Annotated in this window: 27 protein-coding genes; 2 read left to right on the top strand and 25 right to left on the bottom strand. The window is 36.4% G+C overall.

Annotated features, from left to right (window positions below):
• Positions 1-7: 7 nt before the first annotated feature.
• The 7 genes from BM305_RS15455 to BM305_RS15425 form a co-directional block, all read right to left on the bottom strand.
• On the bottom strand, positions 8-1,702 hold the full coding sequence (locus BM305_RS15455) for a MutS-related protein (RefSeq protein ID WP_177214760.1): 1,695 nt from the start codon (positions 1,700-1,702) through the stop codon (positions 8-10).
• Between the two features lie 196 nt (positions 1,703-1,898).
• Positions 1,899-3,158: a C40 family peptidase gene (locus tag BM305_RS15450; RefSeq protein WP_177214759.1), complete on the bottom strand. Its 1,260-nt coding sequence runs from the start codon at positions 3,156-3,158 to the stop codon at positions 1,899-1,901.
• Positions 3,159-3,458: 300 nt separating this feature from the next.
• Positions 3,459-4,934 (bottom strand): stage IV sporulation protein A, encoded by a 1,476-nt coding sequence (gene spoIVA / locus BM305_RS15445; RefSeq protein WP_092562769.1) that lies wholly within the window; start codon positions 4,932-4,934, stop codon positions 3,459-3,461.
• Between the two features lie 72 nt (positions 4,935-5,006).
• Positions 5,007-6,020: an NAD(P)H-dependent glycerol-3-phosphate dehydrogenase gene (locus BM305_RS15440; protein ID WP_092562766.1), complete on the bottom strand. Its 1,014-nt coding sequence runs from the start codon at positions 6,018-6,020 to the stop codon at positions 5,007-5,009.
• Positions 6,021-6,047: 27 nt separating this feature from the next.
• The gene (plsY, locus tag BM305_RS15435) at positions 6,048-6,680 is read right to left on the bottom strand and encodes a glycerol-3-phosphate 1-O-acyltransferase PlsY (RefSeq protein WP_242940561.1); all 633 of its coding nucleotides are present in this window, start codon (positions 6,678-6,680) and stop codon (positions 6,048-6,050) included.
• Between the two features lies 1 nt (position 6,681).
• Positions 6,682-8,007 carry a ribosome biogenesis GTPase Der gene (gene der / locus BM305_RS15430; protein ID WP_092562763.1) on the bottom strand — a complete coding sequence of 442 codons (1,326 nt, stop codon included), beginning with the start codon at positions 8,005-8,007 and terminating at the stop codon, positions 6,682-6,684.
• 28 nt (positions 8,008-8,035) lie between these two features.
• The gene (locus BM305_RS15425) at positions 8,036-9,343 is read right to left on the bottom strand and encodes a DUF512 domain-containing protein (RefSeq protein ID WP_092562761.1); all 1,308 of its coding nucleotides are present in this window, start codon (positions 9,341-9,343) and stop codon (positions 8,036-8,038) included.
• A 187-nt stretch (positions 9,344-9,530) separates the two neighbouring features.
• On the opposite strand from BM305_RS15425, the gene BM305_RS15420 reads away from it, so the two are divergent.
• Positions 9,531-10,688 carry a ribose-phosphate pyrophosphokinase gene (locus BM305_RS15420; RefSeq protein WP_092562758.1) on the top strand — a complete coding sequence of 386 codons (1,158 nt, stop codon included), beginning with the start codon at positions 9,531-9,533 and terminating at the stop codon, positions 10,686-10,688.
• Here the strand turns inward: BM305_RS15420 and pgeF are convergent.
• From pgeF to ylxM, 14 genes are all read right to left on the bottom strand, one after another.
• Entirely contained in the window at positions 10,674-11,555 is an 882-nt protein-coding gene (gene pgeF, locus BM305_RS15415) for a peptidoglycan editing factor PgeF (protein ID WP_092562755.1), read from the bottom strand. The two genes, BM305_RS15420 and pgeF, sit on opposite strands and share 15 nt — an antisense overlap.
• A gap of 19 nt (positions 11,556-11,574) precedes the next feature.
• On the bottom strand, positions 11,575-11,928 hold the full coding sequence (locus BM305_RS15410) for a YraN family protein (protein WP_092562752.1): 354 nt from the start codon (positions 11,926-11,928) through the stop codon (positions 11,575-11,577).
• A gap of 47 nt (positions 11,929-11,975) precedes the next feature.
• Positions 11,976-12,275: an EscU/YscU/HrcU family type III secretion system export apparatus switch protein gene (locus BM305_RS15405; protein WP_408606131.1), complete on the bottom strand. Its 300-nt coding sequence runs from the start codon at positions 12,273-12,275 to the stop codon at positions 11,976-11,978.
• 13 nt (positions 12,276-12,288) lie between these two features.
• Positions 12,289-13,041, bottom strand: a complete 753-nt coding sequence (locus BM305_RS15400; protein WP_092562749.1) for a ribonuclease HII — start codon at positions 13,039-13,041, stop codon at positions 12,289-12,291.
• A gap of 9 nt (positions 13,042-13,050) precedes the next feature.
• Positions 13,051-13,788 (bottom strand): signal peptidase I, encoded by a 738-nt coding sequence (lepB, locus tag BM305_RS15395; protein ID WP_092562746.1) that lies wholly within the window; start codon positions 13,786-13,788, stop codon positions 13,051-13,053.
• Positions 13,789-13,805: 17 nt separating this feature from the next.
• Positions 13,806-14,651 (bottom strand): ribosome biogenesis GTPase YlqF, encoded by an 846-nt coding sequence (ylqF, locus tag BM305_RS15390; RefSeq protein WP_092562743.1) that lies wholly within the window; start codon positions 14,649-14,651, stop codon positions 13,806-13,808.
• Between the two features lie 20 nt (positions 14,652-14,671).
• Complete coding sequence (gene lepB, locus BM305_RS15385) at positions 14,672-15,262, bottom strand: signal peptidase I (RefSeq protein WP_092562740.1); 591 nt, start codon at positions 15,260-15,262, stop codon at positions 14,672-14,674.
• A 152-nt stretch (positions 15,263-15,414) separates the two neighbouring features.
• The gene (gene rplS / locus BM305_RS15380) at positions 15,415-15,762 is read right to left on the bottom strand and encodes a 50S ribosomal protein L19 (RefSeq protein WP_092562737.1); all 348 of its coding nucleotides are present in this window, start codon (positions 15,760-15,762) and stop codon (positions 15,415-15,417) included.
• Between the two features lie 156 nt (positions 15,763-15,918).
• Positions 15,919-16,641, bottom strand: a complete 723-nt coding sequence (gene trmD / locus BM305_RS15375) for a tRNA (guanosine(37)-N1)-methyltransferase TrmD (protein WP_092562734.1) — start codon at positions 16,639-16,641, stop codon at positions 15,919-15,921.
• A 21-nt stretch (positions 16,642-16,662) separates the two neighbouring features.
• Positions 16,663-17,175 carry a ribosome maturation factor RimM gene (gene rimM / locus BM305_RS15370; RefSeq protein ID WP_092562731.1) on the bottom strand — a complete coding sequence of 171 codons (513 nt, stop codon included), beginning with the start codon at positions 17,173-17,175 and terminating at the stop codon, positions 16,663-16,665.
• A gap of 115 nt (positions 17,176-17,290) precedes the next feature.
• A complete protein-coding gene (locus BM305_RS15365; protein ID WP_092562728.1) occupies positions 17,291-17,521 on the bottom strand; it encodes a KH domain-containing protein in 231 nt (76 codons plus the stop codon).
• A 90-nt stretch (positions 17,522-17,611) separates the two neighbouring features.
• Positions 17,612-17,854 carry a 30S ribosomal protein S16 gene (gene rpsP / locus BM305_RS15360; RefSeq protein ID WP_092562725.1) on the bottom strand — a complete coding sequence of 81 codons (243 nt, stop codon included), beginning with the start codon at positions 17,852-17,854 and terminating at the stop codon, positions 17,612-17,614.
• Between the two features lie 125 nt (positions 17,855-17,979).
• Positions 17,980-19,320, bottom strand: a complete 1,341-nt coding sequence (gene ffh / locus BM305_RS15355) for a signal recognition particle protein (protein WP_092562722.1) — start codon at positions 19,318-19,320, stop codon at positions 17,980-17,982.
• A 57-nt stretch (positions 19,321-19,377) separates the two neighbouring features.
• Positions 19,378-19,737 carry a YlxM family DNA-binding protein gene (gene ylxM, locus BM305_RS15350; protein ID WP_408606130.1) on the bottom strand — a complete coding sequence of 120 codons (360 nt, stop codon included), beginning with the start codon at positions 19,735-19,737 and terminating at the stop codon, positions 19,378-19,380.
• Positions 19,738-19,878: 141 nt separating this feature from the next.
• Here ylxM and BM305_RS15345 point away from each other — a divergent pair, with 141 nt between their 5' ends.
• The gene (locus BM305_RS15345; RefSeq protein ID WP_177214758.1) at positions 19,879-20,496 is read left to right on the top strand and encodes a DUF3298 and DUF4163 domain-containing protein; all 618 of its coding nucleotides are present in this window, start codon (positions 19,879-19,881) and stop codon (positions 20,494-20,496) included.
• Positions 20,497-20,555: 59 nt separating this feature from the next.
• Here the strand turns inward: BM305_RS15345 and BM305_RS15340 are convergent, their stop codons facing one another.
• Genes BM305_RS15340 through BM305_RS15325 form a run of 4 tightly spaced genes read right to left on the bottom strand, consistent with a single transcriptional unit; the run spans position 20,556 to position 24,389 of the window.
• The gene (locus tag BM305_RS15340) at positions 20,556-21,962 is read right to left on the bottom strand and encodes an oxaloacetate decarboxylase subunit alpha (RefSeq protein WP_092562716.1); all 1,407 of its coding nucleotides are present in this window, start codon (positions 21,960-21,962) and stop codon (positions 20,556-20,558) included.
• Positions 21,963-22,009: 47 nt separating this feature from the next.
• Positions 22,010-23,134 (bottom strand): sodium ion-translocating decarboxylase subunit beta, encoded by a 1,125-nt coding sequence (locus BM305_RS15335; protein WP_092562713.1) that lies wholly within the window; start codon positions 23,132-23,134, stop codon positions 22,010-22,012.
• A gap of 52 nt (positions 23,135-23,186) precedes the next feature.
• Entirely contained in the window at positions 23,187-23,576 is a 390-nt protein-coding gene (locus BM305_RS15330) for a biotin/lipoyl-containing protein (protein ID WP_092562710.1), read from the bottom strand.
• A gap of 36 nt (positions 23,577-23,612) precedes the next feature.
• Positions 23,613-24,389: an OadG family transporter subunit gene (locus BM305_RS15325; protein WP_177214757.1), complete on the bottom strand. Its 777-nt coding sequence runs from the start codon at positions 24,387-24,389 to the stop codon at positions 23,613-23,615.

Raw genomic sequence — 24,389 nt, 5'->3', positions numbered from 1 at the left:
ACTTTATTTAAATTGCATTCCAAACACCTTTTTCCAAAAAAGTATTTGCTTCCTTCGTAGCTTGTTCAATAATTTCTTTCTCATATCCCATAATTTCCAACAGCTTAATTGCATTTCTCGAAACTGCCCTGCCCTTATAAAGGGTATAATCAAATAGTATTTCGTTATCTTTTATTTGCTCCTGAAAATGATAATTAGAATAATATTTTTCTAAAATATAAGTCAGCTCAATATCATGAGTAGCTGCAAAACAAATCACGTTCCCTCTAGAAAACCCTTTTAGGATTTGGGAAGAAGCAGCAATCCGCTCTAATGTATTCGTACCTCTGAGCACCTCATCCACAAAACAAAGTGTAGGAATCTCTTCTGTTAACTGATCCATAATACGTTTTAGTGATTTTATTTCAACAATATAATAGCTTTCTTTTCCCAGTAAATTATCCTGTAAAGCCATAGAGGAATATACTTTAAAGTAACTCGCTTCATACTTTTCACATAAACAGGTATGAATGGTCTGTGCCAGAATTGCATTAATTGCAATTGTCTTTATAAAGGTTGACTTACCAGATGCATTGGAACCAGTAATCAGTACACATTGCTTTTCTGAAATAGAATTCGCAACTGGTTCTGAAATCATCGGATGATACATCCCATCTATTGAAATCTCTGGTCTACTTCCCTTTTTCAATACAGGACTACAGTAATGCTCCTTTACTAAAGCGCGGAAGGAAGCAACTGCCAGCATACTATCTAATAGTCCAATTATTTCAAACAGCTGGTTCAACTCATTTTGTTTATTCTTCACCTCTAAAACCATATTGTCAAACTTAATTAAATCGGTATGAAATAACATTTTTTCATAATCTAAAATAACATCAGCCAAACTGCCAGTCATATTTTTTCCGCTAAATAGAAACCTGGCTTGTGACTGAAATTTTTGAAAAGCCTTCATATTTTTTTGCAGTTCGGTTTCATATTTTTTCAATTCTGGCAATCCAAGCTTCACTATCTTTTTTACACTATACAAAAGCCTTAATATATATGATAATACGGTAAAATATTTTTCAATCTCTGCTTTTCTTTTATAATATTGGACAATGTTGATGCAGACAAAAGCTATTGTTCCTATAATTGCAGGTGCAAGCGTAAAACCAGACAGCGCTGCAACAAAAATCCAGCCCAAGCAGCCAATTAGGCATGCCGCCAGTATATGATGCCTGTACGTTTTTTTTGTAACAATATCCTTCATGGCACTCACATATTGGTAAAAAGAAATATTGTGCAGTTTCCCCATTTGCAGAAAAGAAGCCTGCAATTTTTCTCTAACCACTTCATTTTTCTGAAAAAGCTGTATCAGTTCTTCTCTTTTTTCTAATTCCTCTTTTGAATATTCCAAGTGATGTAAAATAGAATACAGATATTCTTCACCTATTGATGATTTTGTATTATTTAACAGCATAAAAATAGAATCCATATCAACGTCATTCCATGTAATGTCATCCACATCCAGGTTTTCTCTTCTATTGCATAAATAATAGTATTTTAAGGATTGAAACTTTTCATCTGTATATTCTTGCTGTGGCACATTCCCCCATCCCTTTTTCAGCATATATAAATTCTGCTTCTCTGTATTTCTTGCATCATATAATATTTTAATAAAAAGTATAAGAAGAACTGCAAATACCCCTATTACATATTCCATTCTATCTCTCCCCTTCCATAATAATTCCAGTTTTCCCTGACTCCATTGCATAGTACATTATACATAAATTATTCCTTCAATTCAACCGCCATTCGAAAAAGAGTTTTGCTATTCTAAATAGTAATTACCCAGCAAATAAAAAGATGCTTTCACCCAGCCAGTTACGCTTTGGATGAAAACATCTTTACTATTTTAATTAATCATTAATAATTCTTCCAACCTTCATAGGTGTTCTATAGTAAGCATTAGAAATCTTAATACCACTTTTCGGATTACTTGCATGAATAACCTGACCATTACCAATGTACATAGCAACATGGGAAACCCGGCTTCCGTTACCATAGAAAAATAAATCTCCTGGCTTAGCTTCTGAAGCACTAATTGTTCTTGCATAAGAACTTTGAGCTGCTGACGTTCTAGGAATAGAATAACCAAAATTCTGATAGATTCTCATCATAAATCCAGAACAATCAATTCCTCCTGTCAAACTGGTTCCTCCATATACATACCTATTCCCTAAATATTGTTTTGCAAACTGTACCATCCTGGCCCGTAGAGAAGATACTCCGCTAGAACCATCCTCTGCCAATTCTTCAACAAACACAGCCTTCTTTAACTGATAAGAAATCGTAACAAATTCCTTTGCCACAAATACTTTTTCATTATCAATTGTAACACATACCCAGTCTTCTAATTGCTTATTCATGTCAGACTGGTCTACATTTTCAATGTATTTCTCATCCTCACCTGAAAAATGCTTTTCTATAAATGAAGTAATATACTTTTTAGACAAATCTTCCTTTACTACTTCCAAATCTTCTTCCACTGGAACCAGCGTATAAATACTAGAATCCACACTAGGTAAAAATCTTGCATTCAAAGTTTCTGTATTAACGGTAGCTACTAACGTTCCAACTTCAAGGGCATACTGTTCTGCCTCTTCATCTGTAACCAAAAATTCACTGGATACATATCCTGTTACTTTTCCTGAAACAATCTTAGCCCATCCATTTTTAATACTATATATATGGCAGCCTGCATCCTTAGGAAGCTTTCCAATAATTTTTGCATCCATACTTGGCTTCTGCCGGATATTTAAATAGTTGTCAACCTTTGCAATACCTAATCTGTCATAATTCATATTGGAAATAAGGCTTTTTATATCTACCTCTTCTTCTGTAGTCTCTTCCTCTTCTTGCGCAGCTTCTTCAGCCTCCACATCTGGTACAACAACTGTATTATCAGTACTTTCCGTATTCTCTATAACATCAGTGCTGTCCTCCTCTGCCGGTGTCGGACTGCTCAGCGGGTCTGCGGTATAATATTTATCTAGGGATAACTCTATTCCTGCCATAGGAATCTCAGTGGATATCACAGATGCATTAAGATTTGAAATGGCTAATAGCGTAATGCCAGTTAATCCTGCAACGCCAATCATCCATAGGTGCTTTTTCATATTCTGCCTCCTAAAATAATCTCTTGGTTCTATCATCAATTTGAAAATTTCGTTTTAATATTGTTACAAAAGTATTAAATTTATTACGTACTTATTATAGCAATTATTCTAGTTTTTGTCAACAATGTGTCATACTTTCTTTTAAAATAATGTAATCAATCTGCTTGTCCCAAAAACATGCGCACTTTATATAAATTCTCTATTTTTATTATAGCACAAAAAGAGATATTATTCTACAATACTCGAATAATACCTCTTACAATTAATTACATTTCACCACGCCATTCTTAACCTGTCTGACTATATAATGATACACACAAGGCCACCATTACTGTCATTAATAACCTTCTGAATTGTTTCCTGCAATTTCATCTGGCTTTCATCTGTCAGTTTATTAATTTTATTATTGATTCCTTCTTCCACAAGCTGCTGAATGGATTTCCCAAAAATATTAGTTTCCCATATCCCACTTGGTTCATCCTTTGAATTATCATTAATATACTGAATTAAATCCGCTGCTTGCTCCTCACTTCCTACAATCGGAGCTATTTCCGTTTCAATATTGGCATTAATCATATGGATAGAAGGTGCTGTCGCTTTAATTTTTACTCCATACTTATTGCCATGTTTTATAATCTCAGGCTCCTCAATTGTAATTTCACCCATCGAAGGGGTTACTACTCCGTAGCCTTTTATTCTGACATCAGCACAGGCATTCCCAACCTTGGCATACTCATGCTTTTTCTCTGCCAATTCCTTTATTTTAGAAATAAACTCATATTCACCCGAAATCGTTTCCCCAATCAGTTCACTTAAAATCTGGTAATAGTATCTGTCGTCAAATTCGATAGTAATATTAATATGACCTGTTTTCATATCAATTTCATCTAACTTCAGTTTTTTCATGTATTCACTGTCTATCCCCATATTTTCGTAATTTACATCTTTAATCAAAGACAATTTCTTCAGCACATCTTTGATACTTTTAATCAAATCCTGCTTCAAAGGATGATCCTCTGTTAACATCTCTACCCACTTAGGCATATAAAAGTCAATTTGAGCAATTGGAAAAACAGATAATACACGCTCCATTATTTTTGTAACATCATCTTTACGAAGCTGCTCGCAATTGACTGGGAGAACCGTTACATCGTATTTCTCCTCCATCGCTTCTCCCATCCGGATGGTATCCTCAGAATATGGACGGTTGGTATTTAATAATACAATAAATGGTTTTCCCAGCTTTTTTAATTCACTGATGGTTTTTTCCTCTGCGGCCAGATAACCTTCTCTTGGAATATCTCCAAAGCTTCCATCTGTTGTAATCACACACCCAATGGTAGAATGGTCATTAATTACTTTTTTCGTACCTAACTCTGCTGCCTCCGTAAACGGAATTTCATGTTCAAACCAAGGTGTTTTCACCATCCGTTCCTGCTCATTCTCAATATGCCCCTGGGCTCCTTCAACCATATACCCAACACAATCAATTAAGCGGATATTTACCTTTTTATCATCTGATATCCGTATTTCCGTTGCTTCCTTTGGAATAAATTTTGGTTCCGTTGTCATAATGGTTTTCCCGGCCGCACTTTGTGGAAGTTCATCAATCGCACGCTCTTTGCTATGTACATCCTCTATATTTGGAATAACCAGTAAATCCATAAATCTTTTAATAAACGTTGACTTACCGGTTCTCACAGGTCCTACCACCCCTATGTATATTTCCCCATTTGTCCGCTCTGAAATATCATTATATACATCAAAATTGTCCATAAAAATCCCCTTCCGTATATTCACGTGACTTAGTCATCTGTAAAATATATGCAAGGGGAATCTGAAGTAGAACTATTCTTTCCACTCCAAAGCGGAATACTCTCTGCTTTTATCTCTTAATAATAATTCATATACTGCTGTTTTTGCAGATTTATTTTCAAACAGAACCAAATTAATCTGTTCAACAATCGGCATTGTAATGTTATATTTTCTTGCTAATGCTAGTGCCGCTTTCGCAGAATATACACCCTCTACAACCTGCTTCACCTCATCCATTGCTTCCTGCATGGTATATCCTTTTCCAATTAGATAACCTGCATTGCGGTTTCTGCTATGCTTGCTGGTGCAGGTAACAATCAAATCTCCAACTCCAGAAAGGCCAGCAAATGTCTCCATTTTTCCGCCCATTGCCACGCCCAGCCTGCTCATTTCTGCAATCCCTCTAGTCATTAACGCTGCCTTCGTATTGTCTCCATAATCTAATCCATCTACAATACCAGCCGCAAGTGCTATTACATTTTTCAGAGAGCCACCCAGCTCAATTCCTATCATATCTGGACTTGTATATACGCGGAATACTTCACTCATAAAAATATCCTGTGCAAAGTAAGCTGTTTTTTGTGTTTCTGCTCCAATCACTACTGTAGTAGGAATTCTTTTGCTTACTTCCTCCGCATGACTTGGACCAGACAACACCGCTATATTTGCCAATGGAATCTCTTCTTTTATTATCTCTGTTAATGTTAGCAGCGTATTATCTTCAATTCCTTTTGCCACGTTCACAATGATTTGTCCATCTTTTATATATTTTTTCACATTTCGTGCCGTTTGTCTTACATAAGGTGACGCCACCGAAAACACAATTAAATCCATATCACAACATGCTTTTTCTGCATCTGCTGTAACCAGAATATTATCTGGGAGCTTGATACCTGGAAGTCTTTCCATATGCTCCCGATTTTCAGTCAACATTTTGACCTCGTCTTGTAGTGCTGACCACAAAGTAACCTCGTGTCCATTATTTGCCAGCAGAATTGCCAGAGCAGTTCCCCAGCTGCCAGCACCTAATAAACTCACCTTATACATATAACAACCTCCATACTTCCAGCTTTTCTATTTATTTTTTGATTTCACTCCAAATTTTCTTTCTGTTCCATTCAATAGTCTCTTAATATTACTTGCATGTCTAACATAAGCTAACAGTGTAAACAATAAACTTACTATCAGCATATGTAAAAAGTACTCACTGTCTCTACAGAATAAAAGCATATTAACTGGCAATAACCATGCTACCATAAGGGAACCTAAGGAAACATAACGGGTACTTGCCACTATTAGTATAAACAAAATCAGCCCTACCAGCGTTACTCTCCAGTCTGCAATTCCAAGAATTACAGCGGAGGTAACCGCAATGCCTTTTCCACCTTTAAAATTTAACCAAAATGGAAAATTATGCCCAAGAACGGCTGCTAGTCCAATTACTAAGCCAAAGTACACTCCCATGTCTGGCTGCTTATGAAATAGAATACGAACAACAATTACTGGGAGTAGCCCTTTTAGCAAATCCCCCAAAAAAGTAAATAATCCTGCTTTTATCCCCATTGTACGTAACGCATTGGTTGCACCAGAGTTCCCACTGCCTTCCTCATGAATATTAATGTGATTCATTTTTCCCACTACATATCCAGTTGAAAAACTACCAAGTAAATATCCGATTACGATACATGCAATTAGTTTCAAAATCATACTATTCCTTTTCCTTTCTTTCCCTAACAATAAATTTTAACGATGTTCCGCCAAATCCAAAAGCTTCTCTTATTTTATTTTCAAGGTATCTAGTATAAGAAAAATGCATCAAGTCTTTACTGTTAACAAAAATAACAAAAGTAGGAGGCTTAATTGCAACCTGTGTCATATAGTAAATTTTCAGCCGCTTTCCTTTATCAGAAGGTGGCTGCTGCATTGCAACTGCTTCTGTTAAGATTTCATTTAACACCCCTGTCTGAATACGCAACGACTGATTTTGTATTACATTTTCGATAATTTCAAACATTTTAAACATTCTTTGTCCTGTCAGCGCGGATATAAACATGATTTCTGCATACGGCATAAATGACAATACCTCACGAACCTTTTTTGTATGTTTATAAATGGTTTTATCATCCTTTTCAATTGCATCCCATTTGTTTACAGCTATAATAATACCTTTGCCTCGTTGGTGTGCTATTCCTGCTATCTTCGCATCCTGCTCTGTTACACCTTCCTGGGCATCGATTACAAGAATGACTATGTCTGCCCGTTCCACAGCTGCTACTGTACGTATAATACTATAACGTTCTAAATCCTCTTTTATTTTACTCTTACGCCTTAACCCAGCAGTGTCAATAAAAACAAATTCCTTATCCTCATAGGTTACTGCCGTATCCACAGCATCTCTTGTTGTACCAGCAATGTCAGATACAATAACTCTGTCTTCTCCAAGTAATTTATTAATAATAGAAGACTTCCCAACATTTGGTTTTCCTACAATTGCAATTCGTGGCCGTTCATCTTCTTCCTCATCTCCCTCTAACTGCATGGTGTGCTTAACAACCTCATCCAGCAAATCACCTATGCCAAGTCTGGATGCTGAGGAAATTGGCATTGGATCACCCATACCCAAATTATAAAATTCATATACATCAGCCATAAACTTATCAAAATTATCAACCTTATTAACAGCAAGTACCACTGGCTTGTGAGACTTTCTTAACATATCTGCAACTTTATAATCTGAATCTACTAACCCTTGCCTTACATCTACTAAAAATATAATAACATCTGCTGTTTCAATGGCAATCTCAGCCTGTTTTCTCATATAACTAATCATCATGTCCTTAGACTCTGGCTCAATACCACCAGTATCAATCATGGTAAACTGATAATTCAGCCATGTTACATCTGCATAAATACGATCCCTGGTAACTCCGGGATAATCTTCAACAATCGAAATTTTCTCTCCTGCTAAAGCATTAAATAATGTGGACTTGCCTACGTTCGGCCGCCCAACAATCGCTACAATTGGTTTGCTCATTTTATCTCGTCCTTTTTATTTCTATTCTTTAATCATTTACTATTGTATCAATAAAAGAGGTTCCGTCTGATTTTACAATACGAATCTCTATTTGTAAAGCCTTTTCCAAGTCATTCTTTGATAAATCATCTAGCAGTACTTCTTCACCTGACCTGAAAATGACATTAGGAACAATCAGGTAATCCCCTAATTCCTCTCCCTTTAACTGTTTTATTATATCCTGCCCTGTCAGAAGTCCAGCCACTGTAATATCTCTTCCAAAAAAATCATTGTAAATAGTATAGACGTTACAGATAATTCCAGGATACTTTAATTGAATTCTTTTTGACAATTTTTCAATAATCGGTGCTGCCAAAACACCAGTGGCAAGAGAAACCTTTTTCACTCTATTATCTCCTGTCAAAGTACTATAGTATTCTTCAAATTCTGTTTCAAGAGAGGTAATCATTCCTACACCATTTTCAATCTGTCCATAGCCCTCATATTCTTCTTCTCCAGGAAGGGATCTATCAGCAGTCAGATACCACTCGTCACTAGCAAATACAAATCTGGTTCCATGCTCCTTTAGTAATTTATTCTGCCACTTATGAATCGTATCAATAACGGTAATGGCATCTTCCTTCGTGAACTTCTCCAGATACGTAAGATGGTCACGATACTTTGTCTTTCCAATTGGCACAACGGACAGACTTTGCATGTATGGCAGCATGTCCGATAAATCCTTTATACTTCTTTCCAGTTCAGCTCCATCGTTAATACCTTTGCACAATACAATCTGACTGTTCATTTCAATTCCGTTTTCATAAAGCCGTCTGACCTTTTTTAACGCCTCACCTGCAAATCTGTTTTGCAGCATTTTTGCTCTTAAATCTGGATTGGTGGTATGAATCGAAATGTTTACTGGTGATAACTTATATTTAATAATACGATCGATATCATAATCCTTCATATTGGTTAACGTAATATAATTGCCCTGCAAAAAAGACAGCCTGGCATCATCATCCTTGAAGTACAAGGTTTCCCTCATTCCAGAAGGCATCTGGTCAATAAAGCAGAAAATGCATTTGTTACAACAGGATTTGTACTCATCCATCAGCCCCTGTTCAAATTCAATACCCAAATCTTCTCCATATTCCTTCTCAATTTCCATTTCCCACTGCTCACCGTCTGGTTTTTCGATTAACACCGTAATAAATTCATCATTGATTAAATACTGATAATCAAATACATCTCTTATCTCTGTGTCATTTATTCGAAGAAGTACATCCCCTGGTTCAATCTCCATTTCCTCTGCAATGCTTTCCGGCTCAATGCACTTTACTTTATGTTTGTTCATGTTTTTTTCACCATTTCTCTTTAAAATCAGTCTTTCACCATACCATTATATCCTAATTGTAGAAATATCACAATGTATATGTGTATTTTTTAGGAAACTTATTCATGGAAACTTGACTAACTAATTTTATAATGTTATAAATTCTATAGTTAATTAAATTCTAACAAATTTTTGGAGGTAATTTTCAATGTATACGAGACCACTTAATCTAGCTATGCCTGTGGCTCCACTAAAACTTATTGCATTGGATAGTTCGAAAGAACTGGGGGATTTGGTAAATGAGCATTTAGTAGCATCCCGTAAGGAACAGCTCAATGACGTTCACACAGATTTATCTATCTTAGGTTATGATGCAGACAGTTACTTAGTTCAGGCGGAATGTCCCCGATTCGGAAGTGGGGAAGCGAAAGCAGTTATTAAGAACAGCATTCGTGGAACGGATTTATTTATTTTATTAGATACCGTTAATCCTACTATTTCATATACAATGAATCAGGAGACCAATAGAAAATCACCAGATGATCATTTTCAGGATGTCAAGCGGATCATTCAGGCCTGCCGTGGACAGACACATCGAATTAATGTTATTATGCCCTTTTTATATGAAAGCAGACAGCATAGACGAAGTAAATTAGAATCACTGGATTGTGCGCTGGCTCTTCAAGAGTTAGTTGCCATGGGTGTGGATAACATTATTACATTCGATGCCCATGATCCCCGGGTTCAAAATGCGATTCCAATTCAAGGTTTTGACAACTTTTATACCTCCTTTCAGTTTATCCGTGCGTTGATAGAGTCAGAACCTTCCATTCAGATTGACAGTGAACATATGATGGTTATTAGCCCAGACGAGGGAGGCATGACCCGTTCTGTATATTATGCAGGTGTACTTGGAGTTGACATGGGTATGTTTTATAAGCGAAGAGATTACTCTGTTATTGTGAATGGGAAGAATCCAATCGTTGCCCATGAGTATCTAGGAAATTCTGTTGAAGGAAAAGCGGTCTTTATTGTTGATGACATGATTGCTTCTGGCGAAAGTATGCTGGACGTTGCAAAGGAACTAAAAAAACGAAAAGCCCGTAAAGTATACATTGCTGCTACATACGGACTTTTTACAGAGGGTCTGTCAAAATTCGATGCTTGTTATGAAGAAGGACTGATTGATCGGATTTTTACAACCAATCTTTCCTATTGCTCAAAGGAACTTCTGGAAAAGCCATACTATACCTGCGTGGATTTAAGCAAATACATTGCACTTATTATTGATACATTAAACAATGATACTTCTGTAAATGAAATTTTAAATCCACTTGATAAAATCCAGGAACTACTGAATAGATAGAAAACCACAAAGGTTTCCCCTCTTTCCCTGAGATGCTCTGTGGGAAAATAGTAATTCCTTATTACAGCAAGTGCAAATGCTTGAAATCCAAATGTTTTCAGGAGAAATGCCAGCTTCTGATAGAACAAACCAGTTCGCAAGCCACAAATCCAACTGGTATTTTCCATTTCCTTTTGGATATATAATTTTATCAGACTGGTTCTTTTGAAAACTATTTTGGAATTGTACTGCGACGTCCTCACTGACCTCATAGCAATCGGAACAAATAGAAGGTCCAATGACACAAATTATGTCTTCTTTTTCACTGCCAAATTGTTTTTCCATTTCCTCTACAGTTTTCCTTCCTATTTTTCCTACCGTACCCTTCCAGCCAGAGTGAGACAGTCCTATGGCCTTTTTCTTTTTGTCAACAAAAAATAATGGAACACAGTCTGCATAAGAAGTACATAACACAACGCCTGGTTCATCTGTCACCAACCCGTCAATTCCCATCAACTTTCTTTGAACCAGATGAGTCCCCTGACAGTCACTCTTAGTAACCTTGACAACTTTTGTATCATGCACTTGATCAGAAAAAACTAACTGCTCCGTTTTTACCCCTAGAGTCCGGCAAATGCGGTTATAATTTTCTATTACGTCTTCTTCCCTATCTCCTCTTTGAAAACTTAGATTTAAAGTACTGAATTCTCCTGCACTGACCCCGCCAAATCTTGTTGAGAAACCATGTGTTAGAAATGGAAGGTGTTTTAAAACCGGAAAAGTAATAAGTGGCACTTCACCACTTACATCTAGTTGAGCCTTTTCCGTCCGATTTTCATTATACAAAATATGATAAAATGAATTACTGGTCTTATATTGTATCTGCATCCTTTACCTCACTTAAACATTATCCCGCCTGAAAAGCGTTCTTAACCAGATGTATGCTGCCTCCAAGAATCAGCACAGCATCAAAACGAATTGGCTGTTCCATGGAAAGCTGGTTCTTGTAAATATAATATTCTGCTGTTTTAATAATAGAATTTCTCTTTCGGTTATCAATTGCTTCCCCTGGAAATCCAAAAGCAGCATTGGAACGAAATTTCACTTCAATAAATACCAGATAGCCTTCATCATATCCTATTATATCAATTTCTCCTGCTCTGGTATAAAAATTTCTCTCAATAATCCGATATCCAGCCTGTTCTAAATACTTAACAGCAGCCTCTTCTTGCTCTGCACCTAACTTTCTTTTATTATAAATTTTACCTGTTCTTTCCTCTCTGCCAGAAATATTCTTTCACCTTCTCCTTACTTCATTATCTTTTCCCTGATATGATCCATATCATCCACAAATACTAAAATTTCCGCAACAATTTCATAAAGTTCTGGTGGAATGCCCTCTCCAAGATTAAGTTTTGCCAGATTTTCAGCCAGTACTTCGTCCTTATGAATAGGTATTTTTTCCTCAGCTGCCCTTTCCAGTATCGTATCTGCAACATAACCTTTTCCCGATGCAACTACTTTTGGTGCATCATCTCCTGCCTGATAAGACAAGGCAACGGCAGTTCTATTTTTATCAAACATCTTTTTTTGCTCCAAAATAATCACCTCATCAATCTGTTCATACAAAATTTTTAATAAAGGTCTGTCTGTGAATCGGACAAGGACCTATTTTTTTCAGTGCTTCAATATGCCGGGCAGAACCATAACCTTTATTCTGATCGAACCCGTAGTCTGGATACAACTTATGATATTCTGCCATCATCCGATCCCGGGTTACTTTTGCAATAATACTTGCTGCGGCAATAGAAATACTTCTGGCATCTCCTTTAATCAGACTGACCTGTTTTACTTTAACTTGGGGAATGGTAACTGCATCATTTAATAGCAAATCTGGCTGAACAGAAAGTTTGCGAATGGCAATGCGCATTGCTTCATAGGTCGCCTGCAAAATATTAATTTCATCAATTACTTGTGGTGACACAACACCAATTCCAACAGCAACTGCCTTTTCCATAATTTCATCATATAAAAGCTCTCTTCGCTTTTCGCTTACCTGCTTAGAATCATTTAAATATAAAATCGTGGTATCTTTTGGAAGGATTACAGCACCCGCTACCACCGGACCTGACAATGGACCTCTTCCTACTTCATCAATTCCGCAGATATAAGCATATTCTCTGTACTTATGTTCAAACTCCTGCATTACCTCCAGCCGAGAAAGTTCATCTAAATATTTACTATAATCCCTCTGGTATTTTGCAATCAGCTTTTGAACTCCAGTACGCATATCTTTGCGAAAGGAATCTGCTACAGAAGGGATATCTTTTATATCGGTATTCTGCAAAATATACTTAATTTCCTCTATCTTCATATCTTATCCTCAACTATCTTTCTTATCTATACTGTGCAGCAATCGAATTTCTTGAAAAGGATATACCCTGGCCCAGGCCTTCCCGATAATTTCATTTTCCTTTACTGGACCAATTTGTACATATCGGCTGTCCAAGCTGTCATTCCGGTTATCTCCTAGAACAAAATATTCATTCTCCTCTAACGACAGCTCAATATCTGCGTGATTTGCATCATATTCTGATTCCAGTGCATAGTTTTCCTCCAGAAGACTTCCATCAATATAAATGCTTGCTCCCTCCATTTTCACTGTTTCTCCAGGCAAACCAATAATTCTTTTAATCAGATTCCTTTCCGAAGATTCTTTTGAAAAAACAATTACATCAAACCGCTGAAGCTGGGACGTCTTATAAAATAATTTATCAATAAGTACGTTATCACCATCATGCACCAAATGCTCCATAGAATTGCCCCGTATAACGGTAATCTGGAAAACGTAATCCGATATCACCCTTGCAGCAATAAATGCGATTGCAATACAAATTAGACCTTGTATCAGTAAATGAAAAAAAGATACCTTGCTTTTAACTATCTCATATTTCTTTTCAGGCAGATAATCCAAAACAGGATAACGTTCATATTGTCGTTTTCCAATGCCATCCCACTCTTGATAACTTTCTATTCCTTTATGTTTCGGTTCTGCCTCGTAATACAGATAAATATCTCTGCAAAATTCCAGACTATCCTCTATCTCCTGCTCTTTGTACATTTCTCACACTTCCTTTATCAGGATTCTGGAAATTCTAAAGTAATCCTTCCAATTCGTCCGTTTCGGAATTCATCCATTAACAGATTTGCTGCTTTTTCATAATCCAGCTCATTTCCCTTTAGTCTGCATCCTCTGATTTCAGCAATTTTTTCAAGGATTTTAACTTCCTCCATTTCCTCTTCTAAAGAAAAACGTTCCATTAGTAATTTACTGTAATTCTTCTTCAAAAAACTAATTAATCCCAATGCCAGTTCTGTTACATTTAAGATTTCATCTTTAATAGAACCAATATAAGCAAGTCTTTGACCTACAGCCTGATCCTCAAATTTTGGCCATAAGATTCCTGGTGTATCTAGCAATTCTACGTTTTTATTTAACCGAATCCACTGCTTACCCTTTGTCACACCTGGACGATTCCCTGTTTTCGCACATGCCTTCCCTGCAAAACTGTTAATAAATGTAGATTTTCCCACATTAGGAATCCCCACTATCATAGCACGTACTGGACGGTTTAAAATTCCTTTCCGTCTATCCCGCTCTATTTTCTCTTTACATGCCGCTTGTATAACAGCATGAACCTCTTTTACCCCTTTTCCAGTCTTAGAATTTACCATTGCAACAAAAAAGCCTTTCTCCTCATACCAGCTTCTCCATTTCTTTGTCTCTTCCTCATTTGCCAAATCATACTTATTTAATAATATAATCCTTGATTTATTTTTTGCCAGTTCATCAATATCAGGATTTTTACTACTATATGGAATTCTGGCATCTACTAATTCAATTACTACATCAATTAATTTTATATCCTCCTGCATCATTCTTTTTGCTTTTGTCATATGACCAGGATACCATTGAAAATTCATTTTAATCACCTATAATCTTTCTATTCTTCTGTTTTCTTTAAATTTATTTTACTAACAAAATCAAATGGACTTAAGCGTATCCACGCCTTTCCCAGGATATCACCCCGTAGAATATTCCCGATACTTGCAAATCTGCTGTCTTCACTTTGATTTCGATTATCTCCCAGCACAAAATATTCATTTGCTTCTAACACAATTTCCTCATTGGCAAGACCGCCATTGGCAATAGGTTCACACTGAATGGTTTCGTCCAGCACTTCTCCATTAATATATACTTTGCCATCTATGATTTGAACGGTTTCACCAGGGAGTCCGATCACTCTTTTTACATGATAGAAGCTATGTTCTTTTCCTGACTGCATAAAAACAACTACATCATTTCTTTTTGGTCCTTTTAGCCGATAAGCCATTTTATTCACCAAAATTTTATCTCCATCCTCAAGAGTTGAAGACATTGCAGTTCCAATAACAGAAATTTTCACAACACCAAATGCAATTATACAATAGGCTAATAGTATTACTACTGCAATTTCTACTACCCATATTATTAGCTCACGTATTATCTTTTTAATAAGTGATTCTTTTTCATCCAAACCATAATTAGATTTCATGAACTATAACTCCTTTTTTGTAATAGAATTATTATATCACAACCGTCTTTTACTTGTCACCTTTTAGATTCCCTTTCATTTCAGCCTAGAAAAAATTCCCACGATTACTCGTGGGAATCCATATACGAACTATACGACTATAGTACTTGTTCTTATTTTACTAATTCTTTTACCTTAGCTGCTTTACCAACACGTTGACGTAAGTAGTTAAGTTTAGCTCTTCTTACTTTACCAAGTCTGATTACTTCGATCTTCTCTATTCTAGGTGAATGAACAGGCCATGTTCTTTCAACACCTACACCATTAGATGTTTTTCTAACTGTAAATGTTTCTCTGGAACCACCGTTCTGTCTTTTTAAAACAGTTCCTTCAAAAATCTGAATTCTCTCACGAGTACCTTCTTTTACTTTTGCATAAACCTTTACTGTATCACCTACATGAAACTCAGCAACCTCTGACTTTAATTGTGCATCTTCAATGCTTTTAATAAAATTATTCATTTGTTGTTCCTCCTTCATAATTTTGATGTTCTTAATACATAACGTGCATATATAGCGCACTGTAACAGAGGACCATCTAATCTCACAACGTTTTAACTCTACCACAATTTATTTCAAAAAGCAAGTACTTTTTCTTTTCATATTGATTTTCATTGTTTAATAGGATTTGCCTGATAACAAATCAGGTCTTCTTTCTAACGTACGCTTTAAAGACGCTTCTTTTCTCCAATGTTCAATATTTTTATGATGTCCTGAGAGTAACACCTCTGGTACCGTACGTTCCATAAAAATTACAGGCCTTGTATATTGAGGATATTCTAATGTATTGTCCGAAAAAGACTCTGTTTCTGCTGAATCATCATTATTCAAAACTCCTGGAACTAATCTAGAAATAGAATCCATTACAACCATTGCCGGCAGCTCTCCGCCTGTCAGCACATAGTCTCCAATTGATATATGATCTGTTACAATCAACTCCAGTACCCGCTCGTCCACACCTTCGTAATGACCGCAAAGCAAAATGATATCCTCTTCTTTTGCAAATTCCTTTGCCATTTTTTGTTTAAATACTCTTCCTTGTGGCGTTAGATAAATAGTACGGATATTGGTCAATTCCTCATCTGCTGCTAATCCACGTTTCTCTCTAATTAGCTTAAGTGCGTGTAAATAGGACTGGTAAATAGGCTCTGGCTGCATAACCATTCCTGCGCCGCCTCCATAAGGATAATCATCTACTTTTCCATGCCTGTTTGCAGCAAAATCCCTGATATTAATGGTAGTTATCGATAACAGCTGCTTTTCTATCGCTCTTCCCATGATACTAACTTTCATACCATCCTCTATCATTTCAGGAAATAAAGTTAACACATAAAAATTCATATAGTTATATTACCCCATTCTTCAGTTAATGTCTAATAAACCTGGCAAAATATGAACTGTTACTATTTTGCTTTCTATATTTATGTCAAGAATGCATTCTTTAATTACAGGAAGTAAAACTTCTTTACCTTCCATGGTTTCTACAACATAAACATCATTTGCTCCTGTTGTCAGTACATCCTTTAAAACCCCAAATTCTTCGCCTTCCTCTGTGATCACCCTGGAATCTATTACATCGCAGATAAAATATTCTCCTTCTTCTAATTCTACCGCGTTTTCACGAGTAACCAATAAATCCTTACCTTTATATTTTTCAATATCATTAATAGAGTCAATCCCTTTGAATTTTAGAATTGCCATATTCTTAAAAAAACGAACTGCTTGAATTTCAAGGACAAGCTGCTCCGTTCCAGTATCCAGAATCACTTCCTTGAGCTGCTTAAATCGTTTGACATCATCAGTTGTTGGATATACCTTTACCTCGCCACGAATCCCATGTGTATTAGATATTACACCAACTCTTAAAAAATCCATATTTCTTCCTCCAATAATCTGATGTACACTATTATCAGACTGGCAGCCACCTATATTGTGATAAGCCTTACAGTAACATAAAAGGAGATGTGCTTCGCAACATCCCCAATGTAACTTACTGTAAAATCTCCACAGTGACCTTCTTTTCCTCTTTTGATGCAGCTGCTTTCACAACCGTCCGGATAGCTTTAGCAATTCGGCCTTGTTTTCCAATTACCTTCCCCATATCCTCTGTTGAAACGGTTAATTCTACTGTTATCGCATTATCTTCTTCCTTCTCAGTTACAACCACTGCTTCTGGATGATCCACTAATGCCATAGCAATAACTTTAACTAAATCTTTCATATAATCCGCCTCCGCATAAATAGTAGTACATCATTCTTAGCAACGACGCTCACATAGGAACGCCGTCCCTAAGAACTATAACACTGTTACTTACATAATACCTGCGTTTTTAAATATTTTTCCAACAGTATCTGTTGGCTGAGCTCCATTAGAAAGCCATTTTTTTGCTGCTTCTTCATTTACATTGAATGCACTTGGCTCTTTTGTTGGATCGTAAGTACCGATTTCTTCGATAAACTTACCATCTCTTGGCGCTCTGCTGTCAGCAACTACTATTCTATAGAAAGGAGCTTTTTTCTGTCCCATTCTCTTTAATCTAATCTTTACTGCCATACTTTTCACCTCCTCAAAGATTCGTTGGTATATTATAAATTGCCAGCCACCTTTTATATATTGGAACTAAAATTCCTCATAAACATCACTAAGCAATTATAAGCAAAACAAAAACTCTGCTCCTTCTATAATCCGAAAGGCAGTTTGAAACCTCTCTTCTTTCCTTTTCCAGACATTAATCCACTCATCTGTTTCATCATCTTCTTCATCTGCTCTTGCTGCTTTACAAGTTTATTCACTTCACTAATATCAACACCAGCACCTTTTGCAATACGCTTTTTTCGAGATGGGTTTAAAAGTTCTGGGTTTTCTCTTTCTTCTGTAGTCATGGAAAAAATAATTGCTTCCACTCCTTTAAATGCATTATCATCTACCTCAACATCACTTGGAAGTCCCATACCAGGAAGCATTCCAATAATACTGGAGATTCCGCCCATCTTTTTCACCTGTGACATAGAGTCCAGATAATCATTAAAATTAAATTCTGCCTTACGTATCTTTTTCTCTAATTCTTTTGCCTTATCATCATCAATTTCAGCTTGTGCCTTATCAATCAATGTCAGAATATCTCCCATCCCTAAAATACGGGATGCCATTCTGTCTGGGTAAAACTGTTCCAAATCAGACAGCTTCTCGCCCATACCAATATATAAAATTGGCTTTCCAGTGACTGCACGGATAGAAAGTGCGGCACCACCACGGGTATCACCATCTAACTTCGTTAAAATTACTCCATCAATCTGAATTTTATTATGAAACATTTCGGAAACATTAACTGCATCCTGACCAGTCATAGCATCCACTACCAGTACCGTCTGATCCACCGAAACATTTCCTTTAATTTCAATTAACTCTTCCATCATGCCTTCATCAATATGAAGACGTCCTGCTGTATCAAGTATTACAACATTAAATCCATTCTTCTCAGCATGTTCAATGGCAGCTTTCGCAATGTTTACTGGTTTATGCCCATCTCCCATGGAAAACACAGGAACTCCCTGCTTTTCACCATTAATCTGAAGCTGTTTAATTGCCGCAGGACGATATACGTCACAAGCAACCAACAAAGGCTTTTTCCCTTTCTGCTTAAACTTACCAGCAAGCTTCGCTGTAGTAGTTGTTTTACCAGCTCCCTGTAGACCACACATCATGAGAACCGTAATGTCATTTCCTGGCTTCAGCTTAATCTCTGTTGTCTCACTACCCATAAGCTTAACCATCTCTTCATTCACAATCTTAACTACCATCTGTCCAGGCGTTAAGCTGCTCATCACTTCTTGTCCAATTGCTCTCTCTTCTACAGACTTAACAAAGTTCTTAACTACCTTAAAATTAACATCTGCTTCTAAAAGAGCCATCTTAACCTCTTTCAATGCAGTACGCACATCCGCTTCAGTTAATTTACCTTTTCCTCTCAGGTTTTTAAAAACATTTTGCAGTTTTTCTGATAAGCTGTCAAATGCCAAATAAAACCATTCCTTTCTATCAAAACGTTACGAATCATCTATATTATATCATACATGCTAATATTCCTCTAATATTTTTGCTGATAATGTTTCGATTTTAGCAATCTCCACCATATTCCCAGATTCCTGTACATTCTTTGAAATATTACGAATCTGGTTTACCATTTCCTTAGTTTTTTGAAATTTTTCTATTAAGCATAATTTTTCTTCGTAATCTCTCAATTCTTTGGTACACCGCTTAATAGTATCATGCACACCTTGTCTTGAAATCCCCTGTTCTTTGGCAATTTCACTAAGAGAATAGTCATTCAGCACATAATCCTCAAAGATTCTACGCTTATTATCCTTCATCAATCCTCCATAAAAATCATAGAGAAGAGATAACTCCACTACACTATTAACTTCCAAATAAAACACCACCTGTAAAGTAATTTTCTTTACAGATGGTAGTATAACCAATTTTATATGTTTTGTCAAGCAATTATTTTGACAGCTTTATTTCCCAATAATCGTGTTCTTACATATAATATTATAATTATTGAGTCAGGAATTACTGTTATGGAAATTATTTCAGAAACCATTCATCATAAATACAGAGATCATAACGGCAATGTTCTTTTAACTTTTTTTTACCAAAGCCCTATTTTAAAGGATAATACCTCCGCCGTTCAGTCTATTAATTATTTTCTGGAAATGCAAAAAGCAGAAGCACTTTTACAAGAAAAATCACTTCTTGCAGATTCTGTGGAATTCAATAAATACTATCGTACTATTCCTTTTGAAAGCCAGACAATCATTGAGATTACTTACAATCAAAATAACTTGATTTCATTTTTAAAAACAAATTTTGTTTATGCTGGCGGAGCTCACCCCAATACAACCAGATCTTCTTATACTTTTTCCCTCACCACAGGAGAACAGGTAAACCTAATTAACATTACAAAAAAGAAACCATTTGAAATAAAGCAAGCCATTATAAATATTTTTTTAGAAAAAATCAAAAAAAATCCTGAGCAATTTTTTCCGGAAGCAATAAACACAATTGAAAATACACCACTATCAGATTTCCACTACTATATAAATGATAACGGAATCATAATCTATTTTAATCCCTACGAAATTGCCCCTTATGTTGCTGGATTTGTTGAAGCCAAGCTGGACCTCAATACTTACTAATAATAAAAGAAACTCCGAAAGTTTATATATACAAACTTCCGGAGTAATTTTTTCTTGCCCTATACTGGATAAGCTCCATTTTTTGAATCAGCAGCTTTTGAATCAATTTTTGTACTTTGTGCTTCTCTGTACTTGAAAAATTCTGTCGCAACCTGTGGGAATAAAGCATAAGATAAAATATCTTCATCCTGTTCTTTCCACTGTGCCATCTCTGCTTCAATTGTTTGCAGCTCAGGCTTTAATAAATCAGCTGGGCGGCAAGTAATTGGCTTATCATTGCCAAGTGCTTTTTTCTGAACTTCTTTATTAAATGGTTTTACAGTCTGACCATATTCTCCACGTAATACAGCCTTTGTTTCCTTTGTCATCATCTTATAACGTTCACCCATTACTACGTTTAACACAGCCTGGGTTCCTACAATCTGAGATGAAGGCGTAACTAGTGGTGGTTCTCCCAAGTCTTTTCTAACTCTAGGAATTTCTTGTAATACTTCATAGTATTTGTCTTCTGCATGCTGCTCTTTTAACTGGGATACCATGTTTGATAACATTCCACCAGGTACTTGATATAAAAGTGTCTTTATATCTACACCCATAACCTTTGGATTCAATAAGCCACTTGCAAGTGCATCATCTCTCATTGGTCTGAAATAATCAGCAATTTCAGCAAGCAGATTCTGATCAAAACCAGTATCATATTCCGTTCCCTTAAATGCCTCTACCATAACCTCAGTAGCTGGCTGGCTTGTACCCATAGCAAATGGAGACATTGCTGTATCAATTACGTCACAGCCTGCTTCAATTGCTTTCATATAAGTCATAGATGCAACACCTGATGTATAGTGAGTATGAAGCTGAATTGGAATCTTAACTGTTTTCTTTAATGCACCAACTAATTCTGTAGCCTTACTTGGAACTAATAAACCAGCCATGTCCTTGATACAAATAGAATTTGCTCCCAGTGCTTCGATATCTTTCGCCATTTTAGTCCAGTAATCTAATGTATAGGCATCACCCAATGTATAACATAAAGCTATCTGAGCATGTCCTTTTTCCTTATTAGCTGCCTTCACTGCTGTTTCCAAATTTCTAAGGTCATTTAAACAGTCAAAAATACGAATAATATCAATACCGTTTGCAATGGATTTTTGTACAAAATACTCTACTACATCATCAGCATAGTGACGATATCCTAAAATATTCTGTCCTCTGAAAAGCATCTGCAATTTTGTCTTTTTAAATCCTGCTCTCAGCTTTCTTAATCTTTCCCATGGATCTTCCTTTAAGAATCTCAATGAAGCATCAAATGTTGCTCCACCCCAGCATTCTACTGAATGATATCCTACCTGATCCATTTTCTCTATAATTGGCAGCATCTGCTCTGTAGTCATTCTAGTGGCTATCAAAGATTGATGCGCATCACGCAATATAGTTTCCGTAATTTTCACCGGTCTATTTTGAGCCATATTTCTTTACCTCCTTATGATATTCAATATCTATTCCTTTGCCTATTTTACACTCCAAAAATAGCCATAAACACACCTGCTGCTACAGCAGTTCCGATTACACCTGCAACGTTTGGTCCCATTGCGTGCATCAATAAGAAATTGGTAGGATCTGCTTCAGCACCAACCTTCTGAGACACTCTGGCTGCCATAGGAACGGCAGAAACACCAGCTGATCCAATTAAAGGATTGATCTTGCCGCCAGATAACTTACTCATTAATTTTCCTAACAATACACCGCCAGCGGTACCAAAAGAAAATGCAACTAATCCTAGTCCAACAATTTTCAACGTATCTGCTCTTAAAAATGCTTCTGCACTTGTTGTTGCACCTACGCTTGTACCAAGTAAAATCACAACGATATACATAAGTGCATTGGAAGCTGTTTCTGCTAATTGTTTTACAACACCAGACTCTTTAAATAGGTTACCAAGCATTAACATACCTACCAATGGAGCAGTTGCTGGAAGAATCATAACTACTACAACTGTAACGATAATTGGGAATAGTATTTTCTCTAACTTTGTAACAGGACGTAACTGTTCCATCTTAATTTTACGTTCTTTTTCTGTTGTGAAAAGCTTCATAATTGGCGGCTGTATGATTGGTACCAAAGACATATAGGAATATGCTGCTACTGCAATCGCTCCCATGTAATTGGACTGTCCTAATTTTCCAGCTAAGAAGATAGACGTAGGACCGTCAGCACCACCAATAATAGAAATTGCTGCCGCCGCTTTATCATTAAAGCCTAACAAAATAGCAGAAATATATGCCACGAAAATACCAAGCTGTGCTGCTGCACCCATTAAGAAACTCCTTGGATTTGCAATAAGAGGTCCAAAATCGGTCATGGCACCAACACCTAAAAATATCAGTGAAGGTAAAATACTCCATTCATCTAATAAGAAGAAATAATGTAATAATCCTCCCTCTTCCATAATTGCCGGATACATATTTACTAATAGCATACCAAACGCAATTGGAATTAAAAGGAGTGGTTCATATCCTTTTTTAATTGCCAGAAACAAAAATAACAAGGCTACTGCCATCATTAAATAATTTCCCCATGACAATGAGGCAAAGGCAGTTTGCTGATATAGATTTTCCAGCGTATTTACAACGTAATCCATTTTATTTCTAACCTCCCAGTTTGATTTTCTGGAATTCACGTATATATGAATCCTAGTTAAATGTAGCTAAAACATCTCCTGATTCAACCATGTCACCAACTGCTACATTAACACTAGCTACTGTGCCATCCTGTGGAGCAACTACTTCATTTTCCATTTTCATTGCTTCTAAAATTACAACAACATCGCCTCTCTTTACAGCTTGTCCAGGGTTCACTTTAACACCTAAAATTTTACCTGGCATTGGAGCATTTACTTTAACAGAACCTTGTGATCCTGCTGGAGCTGCTGCCTTTGGTGCTGCTGGAGCCGCTGCTTTTGGTGCTGCTGGAGCTGCAGCTTTTGGTGCTGCTGCCTTTGGTGCTGCTGTACTTCCTGCTCCTCCTTCTTCCACTGTTACATCGTAAACATTACCATTCACTGTAATTGTATAAGTTTTCATCTATTTTTCCTCCTAATAATCATGTAAATAACTTATTTATGCACTTTGCCACTTTTTAGCACTGCGCTTTTTAATAGAACGAACTACCAATCCATCCACTGGAACTTCTACTCCACTTGCTTCCATAGATGCTGTAATCGCAGCTGTAATAACTGCAACAAGTTCTAAGTCATCCGTTACATCTTCTACCTTTTCCATTACAACAGGCTTTGAAACCATCTGTGAATCCATCTGTGAATACATCTGTGAATAATTCTCTAATTCAGCTGCTTTTTTTGCTTCCATTTTGGACAGAACCTTAGGTATAAAGCCCATTAATGAAATAATGAAGGAAATCAATACCAACACAACAAATACAATTCCCAGACCCATTATCGTATTTAATCCAGCTTTTCCTAAATTTGCTTTTGAACTAACATGTTCAGATACTGTTACATTTGACATATTGCCATCAGCATCGTAAATTACTTCAAAATCTGTTTTTCCATTCTCATATGTTGCTATAACAATTGCATGCGTACCATCTTCAGATTCGGTAATAGTAACATCACCATTTTCAACAAATGCACCTAAAGATTTCTGCAGCTTATCCCATCCTTCATACATCACAATGTCTTCTTCTGTCATATAGTCAGCATACTCTGTCGCATAAGTAGAAAAGTCCTGAGTATTCCAAACTTGCAGAAATTGCAATGTCTGATCCTTTGCTGTTGCTTCATCTAATGCTGCCTTTACAACCATTCTGTTACCACCAAAAAAGCTTAGCATAGTAAAGGCAAATAGACACAACAGTAAACCAATTCTCTTTTTCAT

Origin of the sequence: Anaeromicropila populeti (genome assembly GCF_900112775.1) — a bacterium.
GTDB classification, from domain to species: domain Bacteria; phylum Bacillota; class Clostridia; order Lachnospirales; family Lachnospiraceae; genus Anaeromicropila_A; species Anaeromicropila_A populeti.
The sequence above is the reverse complement of the archived record's forward strand: the minus strand, read 5'-3'. Positions and strand labels throughout refer to the sequence as shown.